Annotated in this window: 18 protein-coding genes; 3 read left to right on the forward strand and 15 right to left on the reverse strand. The window is 60.1% G+C overall.

Annotation, left to right across the window (positions count from 1 at the left end; genetic code table 11):
* Window positions 1-1,002, reverse strand: a complete 1,002-nt coding sequence (gene yejK / locus ACRER8_RS13780) for a nucleoid-associated protein YejK (protein WP_431746899.1) — start codon at window positions 1,000-1,002, stop codon at window positions 1-3.
* Window positions 1,003-1,355: 353 nt separating this feature from the next.
* On the opposite strand from yejK, the gene ACRER8_RS13785 reads away from it, so the two are divergent.
* A complete protein-coding gene (locus tag ACRER8_RS13785) occupies window positions 1,356-1,637 on the forward strand; it encodes an HU family DNA-binding protein (protein WP_007905514.1) in 282 nt (93 codons plus the stop codon).
* 205 nt (window positions 1,638-1,842) lie between these two features.
* Here ACRER8_RS13785 and rlmF read toward each other — a convergent pair whose 3' ends face one another.
* The 5 genes from rlmF to ACRER8_RS13810 form a co-directional block, all read right to left on the reverse strand.
* Entirely contained in the window at window positions 1,843-2,871 is a 1,029-nt protein-coding gene (gene rlmF, locus ACRER8_RS13790; RefSeq protein WP_431746806.1) for a 23S rRNA (adenine(1618)-N(6))-methyltransferase RlmF, read from the reverse strand.
* Between the two features lie 173 nt (window positions 2,872-3,044).
* The gene (locus ACRER8_RS13795) at window positions 3,045-5,891 is read right to left on the reverse strand and encodes a valine--tRNA ligase (RefSeq protein ID WP_431746807.1); all 2,847 of its coding nucleotides are present in this window, start codon (window positions 5,889-5,891) and stop codon (window positions 3,045-3,047) included.
* Between the two features lie 405 nt (window positions 5,892-6,296).
* The gene (locus ACRER8_RS13800; RefSeq protein WP_431746808.1) at window positions 6,297-6,737 is read right to left on the reverse strand and encodes a DNA polymerase III subunit chi; all 441 of its coding nucleotides are present in this window, start codon (window positions 6,735-6,737) and stop codon (window positions 6,297-6,299) included.
* A 7-nt stretch (window positions 6,738-6,744) separates the two neighbouring features.
* Entirely contained in the window at window positions 6,745-7,173 is a 429-nt protein-coding gene (locus tag ACRER8_RS13805) for a DNA polymerase III subunit chi (protein ID WP_431746809.1), read from the reverse strand.
* Between the two features lie 72 nt (window positions 7,174-7,245).
* Window positions 7,246-8,736 (reverse strand): leucyl aminopeptidase, encoded by a 1,491-nt coding sequence (locus ACRER8_RS13810; protein ID WP_431746810.1) that lies wholly within the window; start codon window positions 8,734-8,736, stop codon window positions 7,246-7,248.
* A 305-nt stretch (window positions 8,737-9,041) separates the two neighbouring features.
* On the opposite strand from ACRER8_RS13810, the gene lptF reads away from it, so the two are divergent.
* Both lptF and lptG read left to right on the forward strand, forming a co-directional pair.
* The gene (gene lptF, locus ACRER8_RS13815) at window positions 9,042-10,160 is read left to right on the forward strand and encodes an LPS export ABC transporter permease LptF (RefSeq protein WP_431746811.1); all 1,119 of its coding nucleotides are present in this window, start codon (window positions 9,042-9,044) and stop codon (window positions 10,158-10,160) included.
* Complete coding sequence (gene lptG / locus ACRER8_RS13820; RefSeq protein ID WP_431746812.1) at window positions 10,153-11,214, forward strand: LPS export ABC transporter permease LptG; 1,062 nt, start codon at window positions 10,153-10,155, stop codon at window positions 11,212-11,214. Before lptF ends, lptG begins: the two co-directional genes overlap by 8 nt.
* Window positions 11,215-11,426: 212 nt before the next feature.
* Here lptG and ACRER8_RS13825 read toward each other — a convergent pair whose 3' ends face one another.
* From ACRER8_RS13825 to ACRER8_RS13865, 9 genes are all read right to left on the reverse strand, one after another.
* The gene (locus ACRER8_RS13825; RefSeq protein WP_431746813.1) at window positions 11,427-11,918 is read right to left on the reverse strand and encodes an RDD family protein; all 492 of its coding nucleotides are present in this window, start codon (window positions 11,916-11,918) and stop codon (window positions 11,427-11,429) included.
* A 95-nt stretch (window positions 11,919-12,013) separates the two neighbouring features.
* The gene (locus ACRER8_RS13830; protein WP_003175786.1) at window positions 12,014-12,226 is read right to left on the reverse strand and encodes a cold-shock protein; all 213 of its coding nucleotides are present in this window, start codon (window positions 12,224-12,226) and stop codon (window positions 12,014-12,016) included.
* Between the two features lie 393 nt (window positions 12,227-12,619).
* A complete protein-coding gene (gene gcvT / locus ACRER8_RS13835) occupies window positions 12,620-13,741 on the reverse strand; it encodes a glycine cleavage system aminomethyltransferase GcvT (protein ID WP_431746814.1) in 1,122 nt (373 codons plus the stop codon).
* 70 nt (window positions 13,742-13,811) lie between these two features.
* On the reverse strand, window positions 13,812-15,188 hold the full coding sequence (locus tag ACRER8_RS13840; protein ID WP_431746815.1) for an L-serine ammonia-lyase: 1,377 nt from the start codon (window positions 15,186-15,188) through the stop codon (window positions 13,812-13,814).
* A gap of 175 nt (window positions 15,189-15,363) precedes the next feature.
* A complete protein-coding gene (gcvP, locus tag ACRER8_RS13845) occupies window positions 15,364-18,222 on the reverse strand; it encodes an aminomethyl-transferring glycine dehydrogenase (protein ID WP_431746816.1) in 2,859 nt (952 codons plus the stop codon).
* 10 nt (window positions 18,223-18,232) lie between these two features.
* Window positions 18,233-18,616 (reverse strand): glycine cleavage system protein GcvH, encoded by a 384-nt coding sequence (gcvH, locus tag ACRER8_RS13850; RefSeq protein WP_431746817.1) that lies wholly within the window; start codon window positions 18,614-18,616, stop codon window positions 18,233-18,235.
* A gap of 649 nt (window positions 18,617-19,265) precedes the next feature.
* Window positions 19,266-20,774 carry a sigma-54-dependent transcriptional regulator gene (locus ACRER8_RS13855; RefSeq protein WP_431746818.1) on the reverse strand — a complete coding sequence of 503 codons (1,509 nt, stop codon included), beginning with the start codon at window positions 20,772-20,774 and terminating at the stop codon, window positions 19,266-19,268.
* Between the two features lie 219 nt (window positions 20,775-20,993).
* A complete protein-coding gene (locus tag ACRER8_RS13860) occupies window positions 20,994-21,344 on the reverse strand; it encodes a DUF5064 family protein (protein ID WP_431746819.1) in 351 nt (116 codons plus the stop codon).
* A gap of 61 nt (window positions 21,345-21,405) precedes the next feature.
* The gene (locus tag ACRER8_RS13865; protein ID WP_431746820.1) at window positions 21,406-21,831 is read right to left on the reverse strand and encodes a YbaN family protein; all 426 of its coding nucleotides are present in this window, start codon (window positions 21,829-21,831) and stop codon (window positions 21,406-21,408) included.
* Window positions 21,832-21,906 lie beyond the last annotated feature (75 nt).

A 21,906-nucleotide genomic window follows, 5' to 3' on the forward strand; every position in this document is an offset into this window, starting at 1 on the left:
TCAGCGCCTCTTCAACTGGTCGGTCAGCTGTGTGGGCAAACCCTTGATGATCAGCGTGCCTTTTTCTTCGTCGTACTCGATCTTGTCGCCCAGCAGGTGTGCTTCGAAGCTGATCGACAGACCCTCGGCGCGGCCGGTGAAGCGGCGGAACTGATTGAGCGTGCGTTTATCGGCGGGGATTTCCGGCGACAGGCCATAGTCCTTGTTGCGGATGTGCTCGTAGAACGCACGCGGGCGGTCTTCGTCGATCAGACCGGAGAGCTCTTCCAGCGCAATAGGCTCGCCCATTTTGCTCTGGCTGCTGGCGTAATCGACCAAGGCTTTGGTTTTCTCGCGGGTGGATTCTTCCGGCAGGTCTTCGCTTTCGACGAAATCACTGAAGGCCTTGAGCAGGGTGCGGGTTTCGCCGGGGCCGTCAACGCCTTCCTGGCAACCGATGAAGTCGCGGAAATATTCGGAGACTTTCTTACCGTTCTTGCCCTTGATGAACGAGATGTACTGCTTGGATGCCTTGTTGTTCTGCCACTCGGAGATGTTGATCCGCGCGGCCAGATGCAGCTGACCCAGGTCCAGATGGCGCGACGGCGTAACATCCAGTTCTTCGTTCACCGCCACGCCTTCGCTATGGTGCAGCAGGGCGATCGCCAGGTACTCGGTCATGCCCTGTTGGTAGTGGGCGAAGAGTACGTGACCGCCCACCGAGAGGTTGGATTCTTCCATCAGCTTTTGCAGGTGCTCGACCGCCACGCGGCTGAAGGCGGTGAAATCCGTGCCTTCATCGACGTATTCCTTGAGCCAGCCGCTGAACGGGTGCGCGCCGGACTCCGGGTGGAACAACCCCCAGGCTTTGCCTTGCTTGGCGTTGTAGCTCTCGTTGAGGTCGGCCAGCATGTTCTCGATGGCCTGGGACTCCGCGAGTTCGGAATCTCGAGCGTGGAGGACTGCGGGCGTACCGTCGGGTTTCTTGTCGATCAGGTGAACGATGGCATGACGGATCGGCATGGATTTCTCGACTGCTGAAGTGGAACTGAACGAGGGCAAGCATGGCCCCTGGGAAAGTCGGCAAGTGTACCGCAGACTTGGGCGAGAACGCGCTGGCGAGGCCTGAAACAGGGCTTGATGCCCATTAATATGACTTTTTTGGGTTCCAACCGTGATAAAGCTGACCAAATGGCTAGGTAGGTGCGGATATTTGCGTAGCTCTGTGCTAGTTTTGCCCGGTCTTGCGCACTGAAGCGCGCCAAGCACGCAGTTTGTGGGCGTTCGGCCGAACCAAAGGCCGATTTCGGTATCTACATTTCGCGTCTGTACACACTCTGCAAACCATATGAATTTGATAGGGAAGGAACACCACCATGGCTCTGACTAAAGACCAATTGATCGCCGATATCGCAGAAGCTATCGACGCGCCTAAAACCACCGCGCGCAACGCTCTCGACCAATTGGGCCAAATCGTCGCTGACCAGCTGGAAAATGGCGGCGAAATCACCCTGCCAGGTATCGGCAAGCTGAAAGTGACCGAGCGTCCTGCCCGTACTGGCCGTAACCCTTCGACTGGCGCTGCCATCGAAATCGCCGCCAAGAAAGTGATCAAGCTGGTTGTTGCCAAAGGCCTGACTGACGCAGTCAACAAGTAAGCGAAAACGCTACTTGCAGGAAAAGCCGTGTGACGGAGCGATCCGGACACGGTTTTTTTGTGCCTGTGATTTAAGGTTTACGCATGACGCTGCCGGAGCCGGCTTGCGGCGAACCCGAAGTGTCCGCTACACAAATGTCGACTGACCGTACGCGTTCGCCAGCAAGCCGGCGCCTGCGGCCAGAATCAAAAGCCGAAAGTGATCGTCATCGGGTACCCGTGCTCCAACGCTCCGCCCGCCACGCTGCCTGCTGCGCCCGATCATGGAATGTCCAGGCGACGAAGCGGCTCTGCTTCTGTCCTTGTGACATTTCGACGACCCGACTTTCGATGGCCCCGACTTTTTTCAGCGCGCTCTGGATCAATGGCAGATTCGAAGCCTTGGAGACCAGCGTGCTGAACCACAGCACCTGAGTCGGTACTCGTGCGCTCTCGGTGATCAGTTGCGAGACGAAACGCGCCTCGCCCCCTTCGCACCACAATTCAGCGGCCTGGCCGCCGAAGTTCAGCACCGGCAGCTTGCGCTTGGGATCGGCCTTTCCCAGCGCGCGCCATTTGCGCTGGCTGCCGCGCAGGGCTTCTTCGGCGCAGGCGTGGAAGGGCGGGTTGCACAGGCTGACGTCGAAGCGCTCATTGGCCAGCAGCAGATCGACGAGGATGTGCTTGCGGTCGTTCTGCTGACGCAGGTTGATGGCCTTCCCCAGATTGTTCGCCTTGACGATGGTGGCGGCCGAGGCGAGGGCGATCTTGTCGATGTCCGAGCCCAGGAAGTGCCAGCCATATTCGCTGTGTCCAATCAGCGGATAGACGCAGTTGGCGCCGGTGCCGACGTCCAGCGCCTTGATCGCCGCACCGCGCGGGATGACGCCGTCGTTGTGTTCGGCCAACAGGTCAGCGAGAAAATGCAGGTAATCGGCACGGCCGGGAATCGGCGGGCACAGGTAATCCGCCGGAATGTCCCAATGGGCGATGCCATAGAAGGCCTTGAGCAACGCACGGTTGAACACCCTAACCGCCGCCGGATTGGCGAAGTCGATGCTCTCCTTGCCATAGGGGTTGGTGATCACGAACTTTGCCAGTTCAGGACTGCTCTTGATCAGGCGCGGGAAGTCGTAATGGCCCTGATGGCGATTGCGCGGGTGCAGGCTGGCCTTTTCACGCGGCTCGGCAGGCTTGGCTGCCTGAGCGGATTTGGGCTTTTGGCGCGGTGGTTTGGGTCTGTCTGGGCCGGTCATGTGGAAGATCGCTTCTTGAAAGAACACAAAACCCTGTAGAAGCCGGCTTGCTGGCGAAAGCGTCAGATCGGACACCTGGATGTCAATTGATCCGGCGGGTTCGCCAGCAAGCCGGCTCCTACAGGGTTTGTGGTGGTCAGCCAGCCTGCGATTCAGGCTGGCTGATTCATTTATTACAAACTGGCAATCCGCGCATGCTGCTCGGCCAGCTTGCCCAGCGCCTGTTCGGCTTCGGTCAGCTTGGCGCGTTCCTTGGCGATGACTTCAGGCGGCGCCTTGTCAACGAACGCGGCATTGGACAGCTTGCCACCCACGCGTTGCACTTCGCCCTGCAGACGCTGGATTTCCTTGTCCAGACGTGCCAACTCGGCGCCCTTGTCGATCAGGCCCGCCATCGGCACCAGCACTTCCATTTCGCCAACCAGCGCGGTTGCGGACAATGGCGCTTCGGCGCCTGCAGCCAGCACGGTGAACGATTCGAGCTTGGCCAGCTTCTTGAGCAGGTGTTCGTTCTCGTTCAGACGGCGCTGGTCTTCGGCGCTGACATTCTTGAGGAACAGCTGCAGCGGCTTGCCCGGACCGATGTTCATCTCGCCGCGGATGTTACGCACGCCGAGCATCAGGCCCTTGAGCCATTCGATGTCGCCTTCGGCTGCCACGTCGATGCGTGCTTCGTTCGCCACCGGCCATGGCTGCAGCATGATGGTCTTGCCCGTGCTACCTGCCAGTGGCGCCAGGCGCTGCCAGATTTCTTCGGTAATGAACGGCATGAACGGATGGGCCAGACGCAGCGCCACTTCCAGCACGCGAACCAGTGTGCGACGGGTGCCGCGCTGACGTTCGATCGGCGCGTTCTCATCCCACAGTACCGGCTTGGAAAGCTCCAGGTACCAGTCGCAATACTGGTTCCAGATGAACTCGTACAGTGCCTGTGCCGCGAGGTCGAAACGGAACTGATCCAGTTGGCGAGTCACTTCGGCTTCAGTGCGCTGCAACTGCGAGATAATCCAGCGATCCGGCAGCGATAGTTCGACTTCTTCGCCGTTCTGGCCGCAGTCCTCGCCTTTGTCCAGCACATAGCGCGCAGCGTTCCAGATCTTGTTGCAGAAGTTGCGATAGCCCTCGACGCGGCCCATGTCGAACTTGATGTCGCGACCGGTGGATGCCAGCGAACAGAAGGTGAAGCGCAGGGCGTCGGTGCCGTAGCTGGCAATACCGTCAGGGAATTCATCGCGGGTCTGCTTTTCGATCTTCTTCGCCAGCTTCGGCTGCATCAGGCCCGAGGTGCGTTTCTGCACCAGCGTCTCAAGGTCGATACCGTCGATGATGTCCAGCGGGTCCAGGACGTTGCCCTTGGACTTGGACATTTTCTGACCCTGGCCATCGCGCACCAAACCGTGCATGTAAACGGTCTTGAACGGGACCTGCGGAGTGCCGTCTTCGTTCTTCACTAGGTGCATCGTGAGCATGATCATCCGGGCGACCCAGAAGAAGATGATGTCGAAGCCCGAGACCAGCACGTCGGTGGGGTGGAAGGTTTTCAGGAAATCGGTCTGTTCAGGCCAGCCCAGCGTAGAGAAGGTCCACAGGCCCGAACTGAACCAAGTGTCGAGCACGTCGTTGTCCTGTTGCAGCGCAACGTCAGGACCGAGGTTGTGCTTGGCACGTACTTCGGTTTCGTCGCGGCCGACGTAGACCTTACCGGAGGCGTCGTACCAGGCCGGAATGCGATGGCCCCACCAGAGCTGACGGCTGATGCACCAGTCCTGAATATCGCGCATCCAGGAGAAATACATGTTTTCGTACTGCTTGGGCACGAAGGCGATACGACCGTCTTCCACGGCAGCGATCGCAGGCTCGGCCAGCGGCTTGGTGGACACGTACCACTGGTCGGTCAGCCACGGCTCGATGATGGTGCCGGAGCGGTCGCCTTTCGGGACTTTCAGGGCGTGATCGTCAACGCTGACCAACAGGCCCGCAGCATCGAATGCAGCGACGATCTGCTTGCGCGCTTCGAAGCGGTCCAGACCTGCGTATTCAGCTGGCAGCGTGCCGTCGAGGGACTCGTTTAGCGTGCCGTCGAGGTTGAACACCTGAGCGGCGGCCAGAACATGTGCGTTCTTGTCGAAAATGTTCAGCAGCGGCAGGTTGTGGCGCTTGCCGACTTCGTAGTCGTTGAAATCGTGAGCCGGGGTGATCTTCACGCAGCCAGTGCCGAATTCAGGGTCGCAGTAATCGTCGGCGATGATCGGGATGCGACGACCCACCAGCGGCAGCTCGACGAATTTGCCGATCAGGGCCTTGTAGCGTTCGTCGTTCGGGTTCACCGCAACGGCAGCATCGCCGAGCATGGTTTCCGGACGCGTGGTGGCGACGATCAGGTAATCCAGACCTTCAGCGGTTCTGGCGCCATCGGCCAACGGGTAGCGCAGGTTCCACAGGCTGCCTTTCTCGTCGTGGCTTTCCACTTCGAGGTCGGAGATGGCGGTATGCAGCTTGGTGTCCCAGTTGACCAGACGCTTGCCGCGATAGATCAGACCGTCTTCATGCAGGCGCACGAACGCCTCTTTAACGGCCTCGGACAGACCGTCGTCCATGGTGAAGCGCTCACGGCTCCAGTCGACGGACGAGCCCAGGCGACGAATCTGACGGCTGATGTTGCCGCCGGACTGATCCTTCCACTCCCAGACTTTCTCGAGGAATTGCTCGCGCCCCAGATCATGACGGTTCTGGCCCTGCGCTTCGAGCTGACGCTCCACCAGCATTTGCGTGGCGATACCGGCGTGATCGGTGCCGGGCTGCCACAGGGTATTGCGACCCTGCATGCGGCGGAAACGGATCAGGGCGTCCATGATCGCGTTGTTGAAACCGTGGCCCATGTGCAGGCTGCCGGTGACGTTCGGCGGCGGAATCATGATGGTGTACGAGTCGCCCGCGCCTTGCGGAGCGAAATAGTTTTCGGACTCCCAGGTCTGATACCAGGAAGTTTCGATGGCGTGCGGCTGGTAGGTCTTGTCCATGCGCGGCGGGAACCTGATCTGCTTTCAGTCGGAAAAGCCGGGAAGTATAGCTTTTCAAGGCAGGTGCAAGCTACAAGCTCGGGGCAGTTGCAAGTTATAAGCGGCAAGTGGCGAGAGGGTGAGTGGCGTGTAGCAGGTCTTATGATTCTGCCCGAGGCGCGATGGGCATTGCTTTGAGCAAGACTCGCGGATTGGCCTCTGATTCTGCCCGCAGGTCGTAGGAGCAAGCTTGCTTGCGATCTGCTGCGAAGCGGCAGCAAAACCGGTCACTTTGGTTGTGCCAGGCAAATCGCGTGCACAGGGTTCACTGCCGCTTTGCGACAGATCGCTGGCAAGCCAGGCTTCCACGCCCTGCGGGCAGAAGCGGAGTCCAGCGCCGTCAAGCGAGCCTTCAATCCATCTGGATCAGTTTTCGTACTGATTCAAAAGCCGCTCCATCCGTGCTTCCAGACGGCGTTTGATTTCGTTTTCGATGTGCGGGGCGAAGTCGTCGATGACGTCTTGCATGATCAATTGCGCGGCGGCGCGCAGTTCGCTGTCCAGATGCAGCAGATCGTCAGGGCTCGGCGTGCGAGTTTGCGGTTCTGGCTGGGCTGGCTGGGCGGGCGGTTCGATAGCGATGTCCGGCTCGGCGCTCAGCACAGGAATGTCGTCAGCGTTCGGTTGCTCATCGGCGGCAATCACCCGACCGCTGACCACGTCGAACAGCAAGGGAATCTGACCTTCGTCGTGGACCGTGTCGGTCAACAGAGGCGGTTGCAGGGAGTCATCGCCGAGCAACTGGCGGATCGACTCGAGGTCGTCCAGCAAGTGCGCGGAGTCTTTCAGGTGTTTTGAGTTGTCCATCGTATGCTCAAAGACGCTGCAGTCGGTGATCCTGCAGAGGATAGCCCTGTTCACGGTAGAAGCGGAAACTCTCTCGCGCTGCCAGCCGGATGGACTGATCCTCCACGACGATCTCCGCGACGCGCGCGAATCGTTTGAAGAATTCGGGGATGCGCAGGTCGAGATTGACCAGCAGATCCTGATGAAGTCCGGGGTCGGTGCCAATGCCCAATGCGACCGGGGCGTCCTGATCATTCTCCACCGGGCCGTGAGGGACGAAGGTTTCGCCCTTGAAGCGCCACAGGCGCGCGTCCAATTCCGCACGTTGCTCGGCGTCGCTGCAATGCAGATAGACCCGGTGACCGAGGCGCCAGGCCTTGTCGGTCAGTTTGCAGGCGAAGTCCAGGCGCGCGAGCGGATCGGCGCTGGGCAGGATATAGAAGTCGACTTGGGTCATGAAGATTCCAGAACGCCAGTCCTGCAGCCCCCCGCTTGTTATCGAGCGAGGAGCTGCAGGATTCAAAGGCGTTTATACGCCAGCGCGGTCAAGCAGGTATTGGGTCAGCAGCGGAACCGGACGGCCAGTGGCGCCCTTGTCCTTGCCGCCACTCAGCCATGCAGTGCCGGCGATGTCCAGGTGCGCCCACTCGTAGGCCTTGGCAAACCGCGAAAGGAAACAGGCTGCGGTGATGGTGCCGCCTTTCGGGCCACCGATGTTGGCGATGTCGGCGAACGGGCTGTCCAGTTGCTCCTGATATTCATCGAACAGCGGCAGTTGCCAGGCGCGATCGTCGGCGCGCTTGCCAGCCTCCAGCACTTGATCGATCAGCGCATCGCTGTTGCCCAGCAGGCCCGAGGTATGGCCGCCCAGTGCGACGACACAAGCGCCAGTCAGGGTGGCGATGTCGATCACGGCCTGCGGCTTGAAGCGCTCGGCGTAGGTCAGGGCATCACACAGCACCAGACGGCCTTCGGCGTCGGTGTTGAGGATTTCCACGGTCTGGCCGCTCATGGTCTTGACGATATCGCCCGGACGGGTCGCGGTGCCGCTCGGCATGTTTTCCGCCGCTGCGATGATGCACACCAGGTTGATCGGCAGTTGCAGTTGTAGTACGGCGTTCAGAGTGCCGAACACGCTGGCCGCGCCGCACATGTCGAACTTCATTTCGTCCATGCCCAGGCCCGGTTTCAGGCTGATGCCGCCGGTGTCGAAGGTGATGCCTTTACCCACCAGCACGAACGGTTTTTCGCTTTTCTTGCCGTTGGAGTATTGCATCACGATCAGGCGTGGCGGCTGAGCGCTGCCCTGGCCGACGGCCAGGAACGAACCCATGCCCAGATCGGCAATTTTCTTCTCGTCGAAGACTTCGACTTTCAGACCTTTGTTCGCCTTGCCCAGTGCCTTGGCTTGTTCGCCCAGGTAAGTCGGGTGGCAGATGTTCGGCGGCATGTTGCCCAGATCACGGGTCACTGCCATGCCTGCGGCGATGGCCTGGGCGTGTTTGGCGGCACGCTCGACCTCGGCAACGGTGGACCTGGCGGTCAACAGGGTGACTTTCTTCAGCGCGCGCGGGTCGGCTTTCTGGCTCTTGAAACGATCGAACACATATTCGCCATCGGCCAGCGTCTCGACCAGCAGGCGGTTCTTGCCATAGATGTCGCGGTTCTTGACGTTCAGGTGGTCCAGCGCAAAGGCCGCATCGGTGCCGCCCAGGCTTTTCAGCGTGCTCAGCACGCCGCTGATGATCTTGCGGAATTGACGGTCGGTCAGCTCTGGTTCCTTACCGCTGCCCACCAGCAGAATGCGGTCGGCCTTGAGGTTGGGCAGGCTGTGCAGCAGCAGGTTCTGGCCCACTTTGCCGGCCAGGTCGCCGCGTTTGAGCACAGCGCTGATCGCGCCGCCGCTCAGAGTGTCGATACTTTGTGCAACATCGCTCAGGGTACGGCCTTCACCGACAGCAACCACCAGTGTGGCGGTCTTCAAGGTTTCTGCACTGACGCTCTTAACAACCAATTCCATGTCGGGGTCCCCGAATAAACTATGGGTTATCGCAAAATGAATGCGCGGCCTGGCAGCTGCCAAGACCCGCAGCACTGCTGCTCGCGGCAAAGCCCGCAGTTTGACCCCGCCAAAGGACCGATGACAACCCCGTAAGTGCGCTGGCGTCAGCTTGGGTTAAGGAAGTATCCGGTGCGCTCAGTGACAGACACGCCCAATCACAGGATAATGCCGCATATTTTTTCGCTGGTTCGCGGTCGCGCGCGCCATGATTGACCCATTTCCTTGTCAGGCTGTCTGAGCGTGACGACCCTGGAGTGTCTGGTTTGATTGTCTTCCGTTACCTGTCCCGAGAAGTGCTGGTTACCTTGAGCGCTGTCAGCGCTGTGCTGCTGGTAATCATCATGAGTGGTCGTTTCATCAAGTACCTGGCCCAGGCCGCGTCCGGTGCCCTCGATCCCGGCGTGCTGTTTCTGATCATGGGTTTCCGTCTGCCGGGGTTCATGCAACTGATTCTGCCGCTGGGTCTGTTCCTCGGGATTCTGCTGGCATACGGCCGCCTGTATCTGGAAAGCGAGATGACCGTTCTGGCGGCCACCGGCATGAGCCAGCAACGCCTGCTGTGGATGACCCTGGCGCCGGCTGCTTTGGTCTCCCTGCTCGTGGCATGGCTGAGCTTCAGCCTGGCGCCGCAAGGCGCGACCCAGTTCCAGCTGCTGATCAACAAGCAGGACGCGATGACCGAGTTCGACACCCTGGTGCCGGGCCGTTTCCAGTTGCTGCGCGACGGCAGCCGCGTGACCTATACCGAAACCATGACTGACGACCGCATCAATCTTGGTGGCGTCTTCATCTCCGAGAAGAAACTGGAGGAGAAGAAGGATCACGGCATCACCGTGCTGGTGGCGGAGAAGGGCAAGCAGGAGATCAGACCCGATGGGAGCCGTTATCTGATTCTCGACAACGGCTACCGCTATGACGGTAATCCGGGGCAGGCCGACTACCGCGCCATCAAGTACGACACCTATGGCGCGCTGCTGCCAAAACCGGATATCAGTGACGAGATCACCGACCGTGACGCGATTCCAACCAGTGAACTGCTCACCGGCGAGGCTTCGTTGCGCAACAAGGCCGAGCTGCAGTGGCGGATCTCACTGCCCATTCTGGTGTTCATCGTGACGCTGATGGCGGTGCCGCTGTCGCGCGTCAATCCGCGCCAGGGCCGCTTCCTCAAGCTGTTGCCGGCGATCCTCCTGTACATGGCTTACCTCACCATCCTGATTGCCGCTCGCGGTGCGCTGGAGAAAGGCAAGATCCCTGGCCCGCTCGGCTTGTGGTGGGTGCATGCGATCTTCCTGTCCATCGGGCTGGGACTGCTTTACTGGGAGCCTTTGCGCTTGAAGATGGCGAGCCGCCGCGATGCGTCGGAGGTGGCCCATGGCTAAGCTCGACTGGTACATCGGCAAAAGCGTGTTCATGGCCATTCTGGCCGTGTTGGGCATCATTCTCGGCCTGGCTTCGCTGTTTGCGTTCATCGACGAGATGGCCGATATCAGCGACACCTACACCTTCTGGGACGCTGGCAGTTTCGTGGTCATGACCGCGCCGCGCCGTCTCTACGACATGCTGCCGATGGCCGCGCTGATTGGCTGTCTGATCGGTCTGGGCGCACTGGCCAGCAGCAGCGAACTGACCATCATGCGCGCGGCGGGCGTGTCCATCGGGCGTATCGTCTGGGCGGTCATGAAGCCGATGCTGGTGCTGATGATTGCGGGTCTGCTGATTGGTGAGTACGTTGCGCCGGTCACCGAAGCGCAGGCGCAGGCCGCGCGTTCCCTGGCTCAGGGTACAGGCGATGCGCAAAGTGCGCGCCATGGCCTGTGGCACCGTCAGGGCGACGAGTTCATCCACATCAACACCGTGCAGCCAAACGGCTTGTTGTATGGCGTGACCCGCTACCGTTTCGACGATCAGCGGCACATGATCAGTGCCAGTTTCGCCAAACAGGCGAACTACAAGACTGAATACTGGGAGCTCAAGGACGTCTCGACGACGCTGTTCCATGAGGGCCGCACCGAAGTGGTCAGCACCCCGCAAGAACGCTGGAACATTGCCCTCAGCCCGCAACTTTTGAGCACGGTGGTGCTTCCTCCAGAGTCGCTGTCCATGACCGGCCTTTACGGTTATGCGCACTATCTGGCCGACCAGGGTCTGGCTAACGGTCGCTACTGGCTGGCGTTCTACACCAAGATCCTGCAGCCGCTGGTGACGGTAGCGCTGGTGTTGATGGCGATCTCGTTCATCTTCGGCCCGTTGCGATCAGTAACCCTGGGTCAGCGCGTTTTCACCGGCGTGCTGGTGGGCTTCACCTTCCGTATCGCGCAGGACCTGCTGGGCCCATCGAGCCTGGTCTTCGGCTTCTCGCCGCTGTTTGCGGTGCTGGTGCCTGCCGGTATCTGCGCATTGGCGGGTATCTGGTTGCTTCGTCGGGCGGGTTGATCGTCAGGTTGTAATGGAAAAGCCGACCTCAGGGTCGGCTTTTTTGTGAGCCACTTTTGCCCTGGAAGCCACACCGCGCATGTATTGGATGGTCGCGTTCACTGTAGGAGCCGGCTTGCTGGCGAATGCGGAGTGTCAGACAACGCATGTGTAGCTGATCCAACGCCGGTCGCCAGCAAGCCGGCTCCTACAAATTGGATTCCGTACAACGCTCAGGTCCTCTTACGCTTCGGAATCCGCACCAACTGCGTCTCGGAATACATGTCATGCCAGCTGCGTTTCTGTTTGTCGAACAGGCTCCAGAAAAAACCCAGCCCGACACACAGCCAGGAAGCGATCGCCACTACGAACCGCAGCAGCGCCTGCCACAGGCTGATGCCGGTGCCATCGGCGTTCTGCACGCGGATGCCCCAGACCTGCATGCCCAGCGTCTGCCCGGCATGGGTCCAGAACTTGGCGAAGAAGGCAAACAGTGCGAACAGCAGAATGGTCGAGAGCAGAGGGTCGCCGTCAAGCGCGCCGGATTCCGAAAGCTGGCGCAACTTCGCTTCGCCGACCATGCCCATCCAGATCAACTTGTAGATGAAGGTGGTGACCATCAGCAGCGCGACGCACAGCAGGGTGTCGTAGAAGATCGCCGCCAGACGCCGACCCAAGCCAGCTGGGGGAAAGTCACCTTGTGGACGCAATTGATGTCTGGGCATGCGCAGCGCTCATTCGCCTGAATGCAGGCAGTTTAGTGAATCGCAGGCATAAAAAAGCCCCTGATGTTGCCATCAGGGGCTTTTGCTTCTGCTATTTAAGCTTCAGCCTGGACTTCGTCAGCCTGCATGCCTTTCTGGCCCTGCACAGCCACGAACGTCACTTTCTGACCTTCTTTCAGGCTCTTGAAACCGTTGCCTTGAATAGCGCGGAAATGGACGAACAGATCCGGACCGCTCTCTGGAGTGATAAAACCAAAACCTTTCTCGTCGTTAAACCACTTAACGGTGCCGCTCTGACGTTGAGACATTTTCTTATTCCTTGAAGCATAAATTAATGACAGTCTCTTTCACACGAAAGAGTACTGGGCTGGTTGCAGGAAGAAGAAACGTAGAGCGGGATGTAGCATTGCTTTTGGCGCTACTGCCCAGGTCACGATCCCAGCGACCCATGCAAACACAGTCGAGAAACTCTACGCTAACTCTCGCAGAAAAAACAAGCCCCCGGATAAGCCCGGTTTCAGGGCGTTTCGACTGTTTTTGAAAAGTTTAACCAAGTAGCGGGGATCGATAGTTTTTACTGTTGAAGGGCATCTGAAAGTGCATTTTTTTGACAGTTCGATTGCTGTTTCGAAAAGTATCAAACTGCGGCGTCGTAACAGTCTCATGCACTGTTGCGGTGCCGCAATTTTTGACGTTGATAATCAGCCGCGGAAGTAACGTGGCGCAACGAAAGGCATTTTGCTGACCAACATCGGCACTTTCTTGCCGCGAACGATGGCCCACACTGGTGTTTCAAGTGCCGTGAAAGCGGCGTCCAGGTAGCCCATGGCCAGCGGTGCGCCCAATGTGGGGCCGAATCCGCCGCTGCAGACGTTACCGATGACCTTGTCGTTGGCATCGACAATTTCCGCGCCCTCGCGAACAGGCGTGCGTTCCTGTGGCAACAGGCCGACGCGCTTGCGTGCTGCACCGCTTTGGTGCTGGGCAAATACCTGTTCCGCGCCGGGGAAGCCGCCCGCACGGGCGCCATCGGCACGCCGGACCTTCGAAATCGCCCAAAGCAGGCTCGCTTCGATCGGCGTGGTTTCGGTGTTCATGTCATGACCGTAAAGGCACAGGCCAGCTTCCAGACGCAGGGAATCTCGGGCTCCAAGGCCAATCGGTGCTACTTCAGGTTCGGCCAGCAGGCGACGAGCGACGGATTCGGCCCGATCGGCAGGTATCGAGATCTCGTAGCCGTCTTCGCCGGTATAGCCCGAGCGACTGACGTAGCAGTCGATGCCGTCGATCTGGATTGCGGTGTACTGCATGAAGGTCATTTTCGAGACTTCAGGCGCAAGGCGCGCCAGTGCGGTCACTGCCTGCGGACCTTGCAGAGCGAGCAGGGCACGCTCTTCGAACAGCGGGGTGATTTCGCACTGGTCGCCGATGTGCTTGCGCAGGTGGGCCAGGTCTTCGTTTTTACACGCGGCATTGACGACGAGCATCAGCTGATCGTTACCCAGATTGGCAACCATCAGGTCATCGAGAATGCCACCCGTTTCGTTGGTGAACATGGCGTAGCGCTGCATACCGACGGGCAGATCGACGATGTCTACTGGCACCAGTGTTTCCAGGGCCTTGGCGGCTTTCGGACCGCTGAGCAGGATTTGGCCCATGTGCGACACGTCGAACAGACCGGCCTGCTCGCGAGTGTGCAGGTGTTCCTTCATCACGCCTGCCGGGTACTGCACCGGCATGTCGTAACCAGCAAATTCGACCATCTTGGCGCCCAGTTCCCGATGCAGGGCGTTAAGTGGGGTTTTCAACAGTTCTGTGGACATCGATGACTCCTTGAATGCGTTTACAGGTTCCTGCCGCTGGGGCGCGGAACGCGATGAAAATGGGCTGGGATCAGCACTCGATAATGTTCACGGCCAGCCCGCCACGGGCTGTTTCCTTGTATTTGCTTTTCATGTCGGCACCCGTCTGGCGCATGGTGCGGATCACTTTGTCCAGCGAGACGAAGTGCTGACCATCACCGCGCAATGCCATTCGCACCGCATTGATGGCTTTAACCGAGCCCATGGCATTGCGCTCGATACATGGCACCTGAACCAAGCCGCCAATGGGGTCGCAGGTCAGGCCCAGGTTGTGTTCCATGCCGATTTCGGCCGCGTTCTCGACTTGCTGCACGTTGCCGCCCAGCACTTCGCAAAGTGCACCGGCAGCCATGGAGCAGGCCACGCCCACTTCACCCTGGCAGCCGACTTCGGCACCGGAAATCGACGCGTTCTCTTTATAAAGAATGCCGATTGCCGCCGCGGTTAGGAGAAAGCGCACGACGCCGTCCTCGTTGGCTCCGGTGATGAAGCGCATGTAGTAATGCAGCACTGCCGGGATGATCCCCGCTGCGCCGTTGGTGGGAGCGGTGACTACACGCCCGCCATTAGCGTTTTCCTCGTTGACTGCCAGGGCGTAGAGATTGACCCAATCCAGCACGGACAAGGCGTCACGCAGGGCAGCTTCCGGGTTTTTGCACAGTTGCCGGTGCAATGCCGCGGCACGCCGTTTGACCTTCAAGCCCCCCGGCAGAATGCCTTCGTTGCGGCAGCCCGCTTCGACGCAATCCTGCATGACCTGCCAGATCTTCAGCAGTCCCGCGCGGGTTTCGGCTTCTGGTCGCCAGGCGGCTTCGTTGGCCAGCATCACTTGACTGATCGACAGCCCGGTGGTCGCGCAATGGGCCATCAACTCTTTGCCGGTCTTGAACGGGTAAGGCAGAGGCGTGCTGTCCTCGACGATGCGATCGGCACCGGCTGCGTCCTCGTCCACTACGAATCCGCCGCCGACCGAGTAATACTCGCGGCTGCGGATCTGTAGGCCAGCGCCATCGAAGGCACGGAAAATCATGCCATTGGGGTGGTAGGCCAGCGGCTTGCGGATCATCGCCAGATGCTGTTTTTCGATGAACTCAATGCTGTGCTCGCCGAGCAGATTGATCTGCTCGCTGCTGCGAATTCGCTGCAGGCGCTCGTCGACGTGCTCGGTGTCCACGGTGTCCGGATGTTCGCCTTCCAGGCCCAGCAATACGGCCTTGTCGCTACCATGGCCTTTGCCGGTGGCACCGAGTGAGCCGTATAGCTCGACCCTGACGCTGGAGGTGGCGCAGAGCAGATCATCACGGCGCAGGCCCTCGGCAAAGCGCGCCGCAGCCCGCATCGGGCCCACGGTGTGGGAGCTGGAGGGGCCGATGCCAATCTTGAACAGGTCAAACACGCTCAGGGACATGGTCAGGCTCCGGGAATTCTTATTATCGTGATGAATAAGGTCCCTGTAGCAGCTGGCTTGCTGGCGAAGGCGGTGTGTCAGTCAACGCAATAGTCGCTGATGCACCACGTCCGCCAGCACGCCGGCTTCTACAGGTCGTGCGCTCCGTGCAGCACATCGGAGCGCGCAGGACGGCTTACGCGTAATCTTCGATCGACGGGCAGGCGCAGACCAGATTGCGGTCACCGAACACATTGTCGACACGACCGACCGGGGGCCAGTATTTGCCTTCGATCAACGAGGCAACCGGGTAGACGGCCTGCTCGCGGCTGTACGGATGGCTCCACTCACCGACCAGTTCCGCCGCCGTGTGCGGAGCGTTTTTCAGCGGGTTGTCTTCCTTGTCCAGCGCACCGCTTTCGACCGCGCGGATTTCCTCGCGGATCTTGATCATGGCGTCGCAGAAGCGGTCCAGTTCTTCTTTAGACTCACTCTCGGTCGGCTCAATCATCAGCGTGCCCGCGACCGGGAATGACATGGTCGGGGCGTGGAAACCGAAGTCGATCAGGCGCTTGGCCACGTCGTCGACGCTGATGCCGCTGGTGTCTTTCAGCGGGCGCAGGTCGAGGATGCATTCGTGCGCCACCAGACCGCTGCTGCCGGTGTATAGCACCGGGTAGTGCTCTTCCAGGCGGCGGGAGATGTAGTTCGCATTGAGGATTGCCAGTTGCGAAGCGCGCTTGAGGCCTTCGCCACCCATCATGCGGATGTACATCCAGGTGATTGGCAGAATGCTTGCGCTGCCGAATGGTGCCGCGCAGACCGCGCCTTCCTTGCGCTGCATCTTGCCGTGACCCGGCAAGAACGGCGCCAGATGCGACTTCACGCCAATCGGGCCGACGCCCGGACCGCCACCGCCGTGGGGAATGCAGAAGGTCTTGTGCAGGTTCAAATGGGACACGTCGCCGCCGAACTTGCCTGGTGCGCAGAGGCCGACCATGGCGTTCATGTTGGCGCCGTCGATGTAAACCTGGCCGCCGTTGTCGTGAACGATGCCGCAGATTTCGCGAATACCTTCCTCGAATACGCCGTGGGTCGACGGGTAGGTGATCATCAGCGCAGCAAGGTGTTCGCGGTGTTCGATGGCTTTGGCGCGCAGGTCTTCGATGTCGACATTGCCGCGAGCGTCGCAGGCGGTCACGACCACGCGCATCCCGGCCATGTTGGCGGTGGCCGGATTGGTGCCATGGGCGGACGACGGAATCAGACAGATGTCGCGACGCTCGTCGCCACGGCTCTGGTGATAGGCACGGATCGCCAGCAGACCCGCGTATTCACCCTGGGAACCGGCGTTCGGTTGCAGGGAGATCGCGTCGTAACCAGTGGCGGCACACAGCATCGCTTCCAGTTCGTCGGTCAGTTGCTGATAACCGGCGCTTTGTGCAGCTGGCGCGAATGGGTGCAGGTTGCCGAATTCGGCCCAGGTCACCGGGATCATTTCGCTGGCGGCATTGAGCTTCATGGTGCAGGAGCCCAGCGGGATCATGGTGCGGTCCAGCGCCAGGTCCTTGTCGGCCAGACGACGCAGGTAGCGCATCAGCTCGGTTTCGGAATGGTAGCGATTGAACACCGGGTGGCTGAGAATCGGCGACTGGCGCTTCAGCTCGGCTGGCAGGCGTGCTTCGACGCTGCTCGCCAGTGCGGCGAAATCAGGCAGGGCCTGGCCGTCGGCAGCGAACAGTTTCCATAGCACTTCCACATCGCCTTGCTGGGTGGTTTCGTCCAGCGACAGCCCCAGACGCTCGGCGTCCACTTCGCGCAGATTGATCTGCTGGGCGCGTGCCTTGGCGTGCAACTCGGCGGTTTTGACGCCGGTGCTCAGGGTGATGCTGTCGAAAAAGAACGCCTGCTCGACGCTCAACCCCAGCTGGCTCAGGCCTTTGGCGAAGATCGCGGTCAGGTGGTGCACACGGTTGGCGATGCGGGTCAGGCCGCGCGGGCCGTGGTACACGGCGTACATGCTGGCGATATTGGCGAGTAGCACCTGTGCGGTGCAGATGTTGCTGGTGGCCTTCTCGCGACGGATGTGTTGCTCGCGGGTCTGCATGGCCAGACGCAGCGCGGTCTTGCCGAAACGGTCGATGGACACGCCCACCAGACGGCCTGGCATGTCACGCTTGTAGGCGTCGCGGGTCGAGAAGTACGCCGCGTGCGGGCCACCGAAGCCCAGCGGAACACCGAAGCGCTGAGCGCTGCCGATGGCCACGTCGGCACCGAATTCGCCTGGCGGGGTCAGCAGGGTCAGGGCCAACAAGTCCGCCGCGACGGCGACCAATGCGTTGGCAGCGTGGAAGCGCTCGACCAGCTCACGGTAATCAAACAGGTCGCCATTGCTCGCCGGGTATTGCAGCAGCGCGCCGAAGAATTCACTGACATCGCTCAGTTGGCTTTCATCCGCCACCACCACTTCGATACCCAGTGGCTCAGCGCGAGTGCGCAGCACGTCCAGCGTCTGCGGATGGCAATGGGCCGAGGCGAAGAATTTCTGGCTGCCCTTGTTCTTGCTCAGGCGTTTGCAGAAGGTCATGGCTTCGGCGGCGGCGGTCGCTTCATCCAGCAGCGAAGCATTGGCGATCGGCAGGCCGGTCAGGTCGCTGATCAACGTCTGGAAGTTCAGCAGCGACTCAAGACGACCTTGGGAAATTTCTGGCTGGTACGGCGTGTAAGCGGTGTACCAGGCTGGGTTTTCCAGCAGGTTGCGCAGAATTGGCGCGGGCGTGTGGGTGTTGTAGTAGCCCTGGCCGATGAAAGTCTTGAACAGTTGGTTCTTGCCCGCAATGGCCTTGATGTCGGCCAGTGCGTCAGCTTCGCTCTGCCCGGCAGACAGACCCAGCACGCTGGTGCCCTTGATGGATTCGGGGATGACACTGGCGCTCAGCGCTTCCAGCGAGTCGAAACCCAGGACGGCGAGCATGGCTTTTTCGTCGTCGGCGCGCGGCCCGATGTGACGGGCGATGAACTCGTTGGCGGTGCTCAGTTCGATGCGATCAGTCATTACGCGTTCCTCAGGCTTCGGCGTTGGCTTTGATCAGACGGTCGTAAGCGTCCTGATCCAGCAGTTGGCCGACAGCAGTAGCGTCGGAAGGGATAAAACGGAAGAACCAGCCTTGGCCCAGTGGGTCTTCGTTAACCAGTTCGGGGTTGGCGTCCAGCGCCGGGTTGGTCTCTACAATCTCACCATTCAATGGCATATACACGCCGCTGGCGGCCTTGACCGACTCAACGGTAGCGGCTTCAGCGCCTTTGTCGTAGGGCGCAAGCTCCGGCAGTTGCACGAAAACCACGTCACCCAGAGCATTCTGGGCGAAGGCGGTGATGCCCACCGTGACGCTGCCATCCGCTTCGGCGCGCAGCCACTCGTGATCTTCGGTAAAACGCAACTCGCTCATGGAAACTCCCCTGAATGAAAAAACTGCTCGTCGTCGGCGCGAGCATGATGGGTCGTGTATAGCAAGTTTGCGGCCAACATTGAGCGAGGCCTGTAGATCAAGGGTTTCAGAGGTCTTCGGGCTTTTTGCGGAGTCTTGGCTGTAGCGAAATCGATACGGTTATGTGGGGTTTGAAAAGTGTTGTGGGATCAAGGCCTTGTTACGCGGGACAATGTGGGATTTGGAATGAAATCGTTACGGTGTTTCGAAATCGTTCCGAAACCGCTGGATACGGCGCTCGGAAGCTGTTGCCGCGTAACCGCGCTGTCGCCGGAGAAAAATGATCCTGCTATGGGAGCGAATTTTATGCGCGAGGTAGGTCCGATCGACACATCTTCATCGCCTGACCTATTTTCGCGAATGAATTCGCTCCCACAGGGTTTGAGTCGCCAAGTAATTAAGATTCGGCTCATCCCAGCAGGGTTTGAGTCGCCAAGTAAATCAAGAGTCGGCTCATCCCAGCAGGGTTTGCGTCGCCAAGTAAATCAAGAGTCGGCTCATCCCAGCAGGGTTTGCATCGCCAAGTAAATCAAGAGTCGGCTCATCCCAGCAGGGTTTGCATCGCTAGGTAAATCAAGGGTTGGCACATCTCCACAGGGGCTGCGCTGCGTCAGTTCTTGCCGGAAATCCCATACTTGCGCAGCCGATGGGCGATCGCGGTGTGGGAGGTCTGTAAGCGTGCAGCCAGTTGCCGAGTCGAGGGGTAGTGGCTGTAGAGCTTTTCCAGCAGCGATTTTTCGAATTCTTCGACCGCCGCTTCCAGGCTCTCGATCTCGCCGTCGTTCTGCCGAGCGACCGAGGTGCCTGCGATATCCAGGTCGCCGATGTCCACGATCGCGCTTTCACAAATTGCCGCCGCGCGGAAAATGACGTTCTGTAATTGCCGCACGTTGCCCGGCCAGCGGTTGCCGAGCAGTGCCGGGTAGGTGCCTGGCGCAAGGCGGCACACGGGACGCTGGATCTGCGTGCAGGCCTGCTCCATGAAATACCGGGCCAGAAGCAGGATGTCCTGCCCGCGTTCGCGCAACGGCGGGACCTCCAGGTTCAGCACGTTCAGGCGATAGAACAGGTCTTCGCGAAACGTGCCTTCGGCCACCATTTTTTCCAGATTGCGGTGGGTGGCGCTGAGGATGCGCACATTGACCTGCACCTCTTTATCGCCACCGACGCGCCGGAAGCTGCCGTCATTCAGAAAGCGCAGCAGCTTGGCTTGCAGATAGGGCGACATTTCGCCGATCTCGTCGAGAAACACCGTGCCCTGGTTGGCCAGTTCCATCAGACCGGGCTTGCCACCGCGTTGCGCGCCCGTGAAAGCGCCGGGTGCGTAGCCGAACAGCTCGCTTTCGGCGAGATTTTCCGGAAGCGCAGCGCAGTTCAATGCCAGAAACGGCGCACCGTTGCGCGCACTTACCGCGTGACAGGCGCGGGCCACCAACTCCTTGCCGGTGCCGGTCTCGCCCTGAATCAGCAGCGGCGCATCCAGTGCAGCCACACGCTGGGCGCGGGCTTTGAGGGTGCGAATGGGCGTTGAGTCGCCGAGCAGGGCGTCGAAGCCTTCGGCGTGATCGTGATGCAACGCCGACAGCCGCTCGCCGATGCGGCTGGGCAGATACAGCGTCAGCAGTGCGCCAGCGTCGGTGATCGGTGTGGCGTCCAGCAGCAGCGCCTCGCCATTGAGCGTGACCTCGCGCAGCGGCAGCCGGAAACCGTTTTCGAGCAATGCCGTTTGCAGCGCTGGGTCGGAAAACAGATCGGCTACCGATTCACCAGCAGGTTCACGACCGCATAAAGCCACCAACGCCGGATTCGCCAGCAGCACATGCCCCGCGCTGTCCAGCGCCAGCACCGGGTCGGTCATGGCGGCCAGCAGGGCGTCGAGTTGCAGGTGGCGGCGCTGGCCGGGAAGGATGTCGACGACAGTGATCGCTTCCACGCCGCGCACGCGAAACAGTCGGTCCTTGAGTTCTTCGAGGACCTCGTGGCTCAGGGTCGGGGCATCGATGTAGACGTTGGGCGGCACCATTTCCACGGCGTCGAGGTTCAGATTGCGCCCACCGAGAATCGCCAGCACTTCCTGGGTAATACCGACGCGGTCGATGAACGTAACGTGGATGCGCATGGGGTATGGGGAGATTCGGACGATAGACGGGGGCGATTATGCCAGCAAACGAGAGGTTCTCGGGCGATAGCGTTGGCGCAGTTGAATCGTCGTCCTGCATGAATCTGTGGGAGCGAATTCATTCGCGAGAGTGGCGTACAGCCGATGCGAATGGATCGCCTGATAAACGATCGCGAATAATTCGCTCCCACAGCGGGGTTGCGTCGCCTGTTGGTCTATCTACTGCAAATGCTCCGGCCTCACGGGATCGCCGGATTTCATGTCGAGCTTGTCGCGAATGTCTTCGAACATGGCGTCGTACTGACCATCCATTGCGTGCAGATCGGTATCTTTGGGCAAGCCATATTTTTCGGCGATGCGCGAGACTTCGCTGGCAAAGTTGTAGGCCTTGTCCTTGGGCAGGTCGAAGGTCTCATTGATGGCTTTGCCGTTGATCTCGCCTTCCAGTTTGAAACTCATGCCGGCGCCTGAGTCGGTCTGGCTGACTTCGTAACGGATATGGATGTCGTAGCCGATGTCTTCCGGTTGCAGGGCGGGGCGGGCGATGTGCAGGTGGCCTGACTCGAACATGTGACTGCTCCCTCAGATAACGATGACGGTAAGCAAGCAGACCATTCGCCAGGGCATGGGTTCAGCGCTGGCCGGAAGACTCCGCCTGCTCGGCGGTTCGCGGCACAGGCTCCGGCCGCGACCAGATCCACAGATTGACCAGCAGCATGCCAGTGACCGCGAAGTAGATCCACCAGTTGTGCTTGAGCACCACCAGCATCACCACCGCACAGATCAACATGGTCACGGTCGCGCTGATCTTGGCGCCACGGGCGATGAGTTTTCCATTGCGCCAGTTGCTGAGCATCGGGCCGAACAGCCGATGGTTTTCCAGCCAGGCACTCAATCGTGGCGAACTCTTGGTCGCGGCCCAGGCGGCCAGCAGGATGAATTCTGTGGTAGGCAGCCCCGGAATGAAAATCGCGATGATGCCAATGGCAAGGCTGACGTAGGCCAGAATGCCGAAAAGGATGCGGGACAGTTTGCTGCCTGGGGGTGTGCTGGTCATGAGTCTCGGGTACGGCAGGGTAAAGATGCGTTGCGCGGATTGGTCCGGCAAAGGCTCCCAGCTTAACAGTGCCAG

The organism is Pseudomonas sp. (assembly GCF_050739935.1).
Taxonomy (GTDB): domain Bacteria; phylum Pseudomonadota; class Gammaproteobacteria; order Pseudomonadales; family Pseudomonadaceae; genus Aquipseudomonas.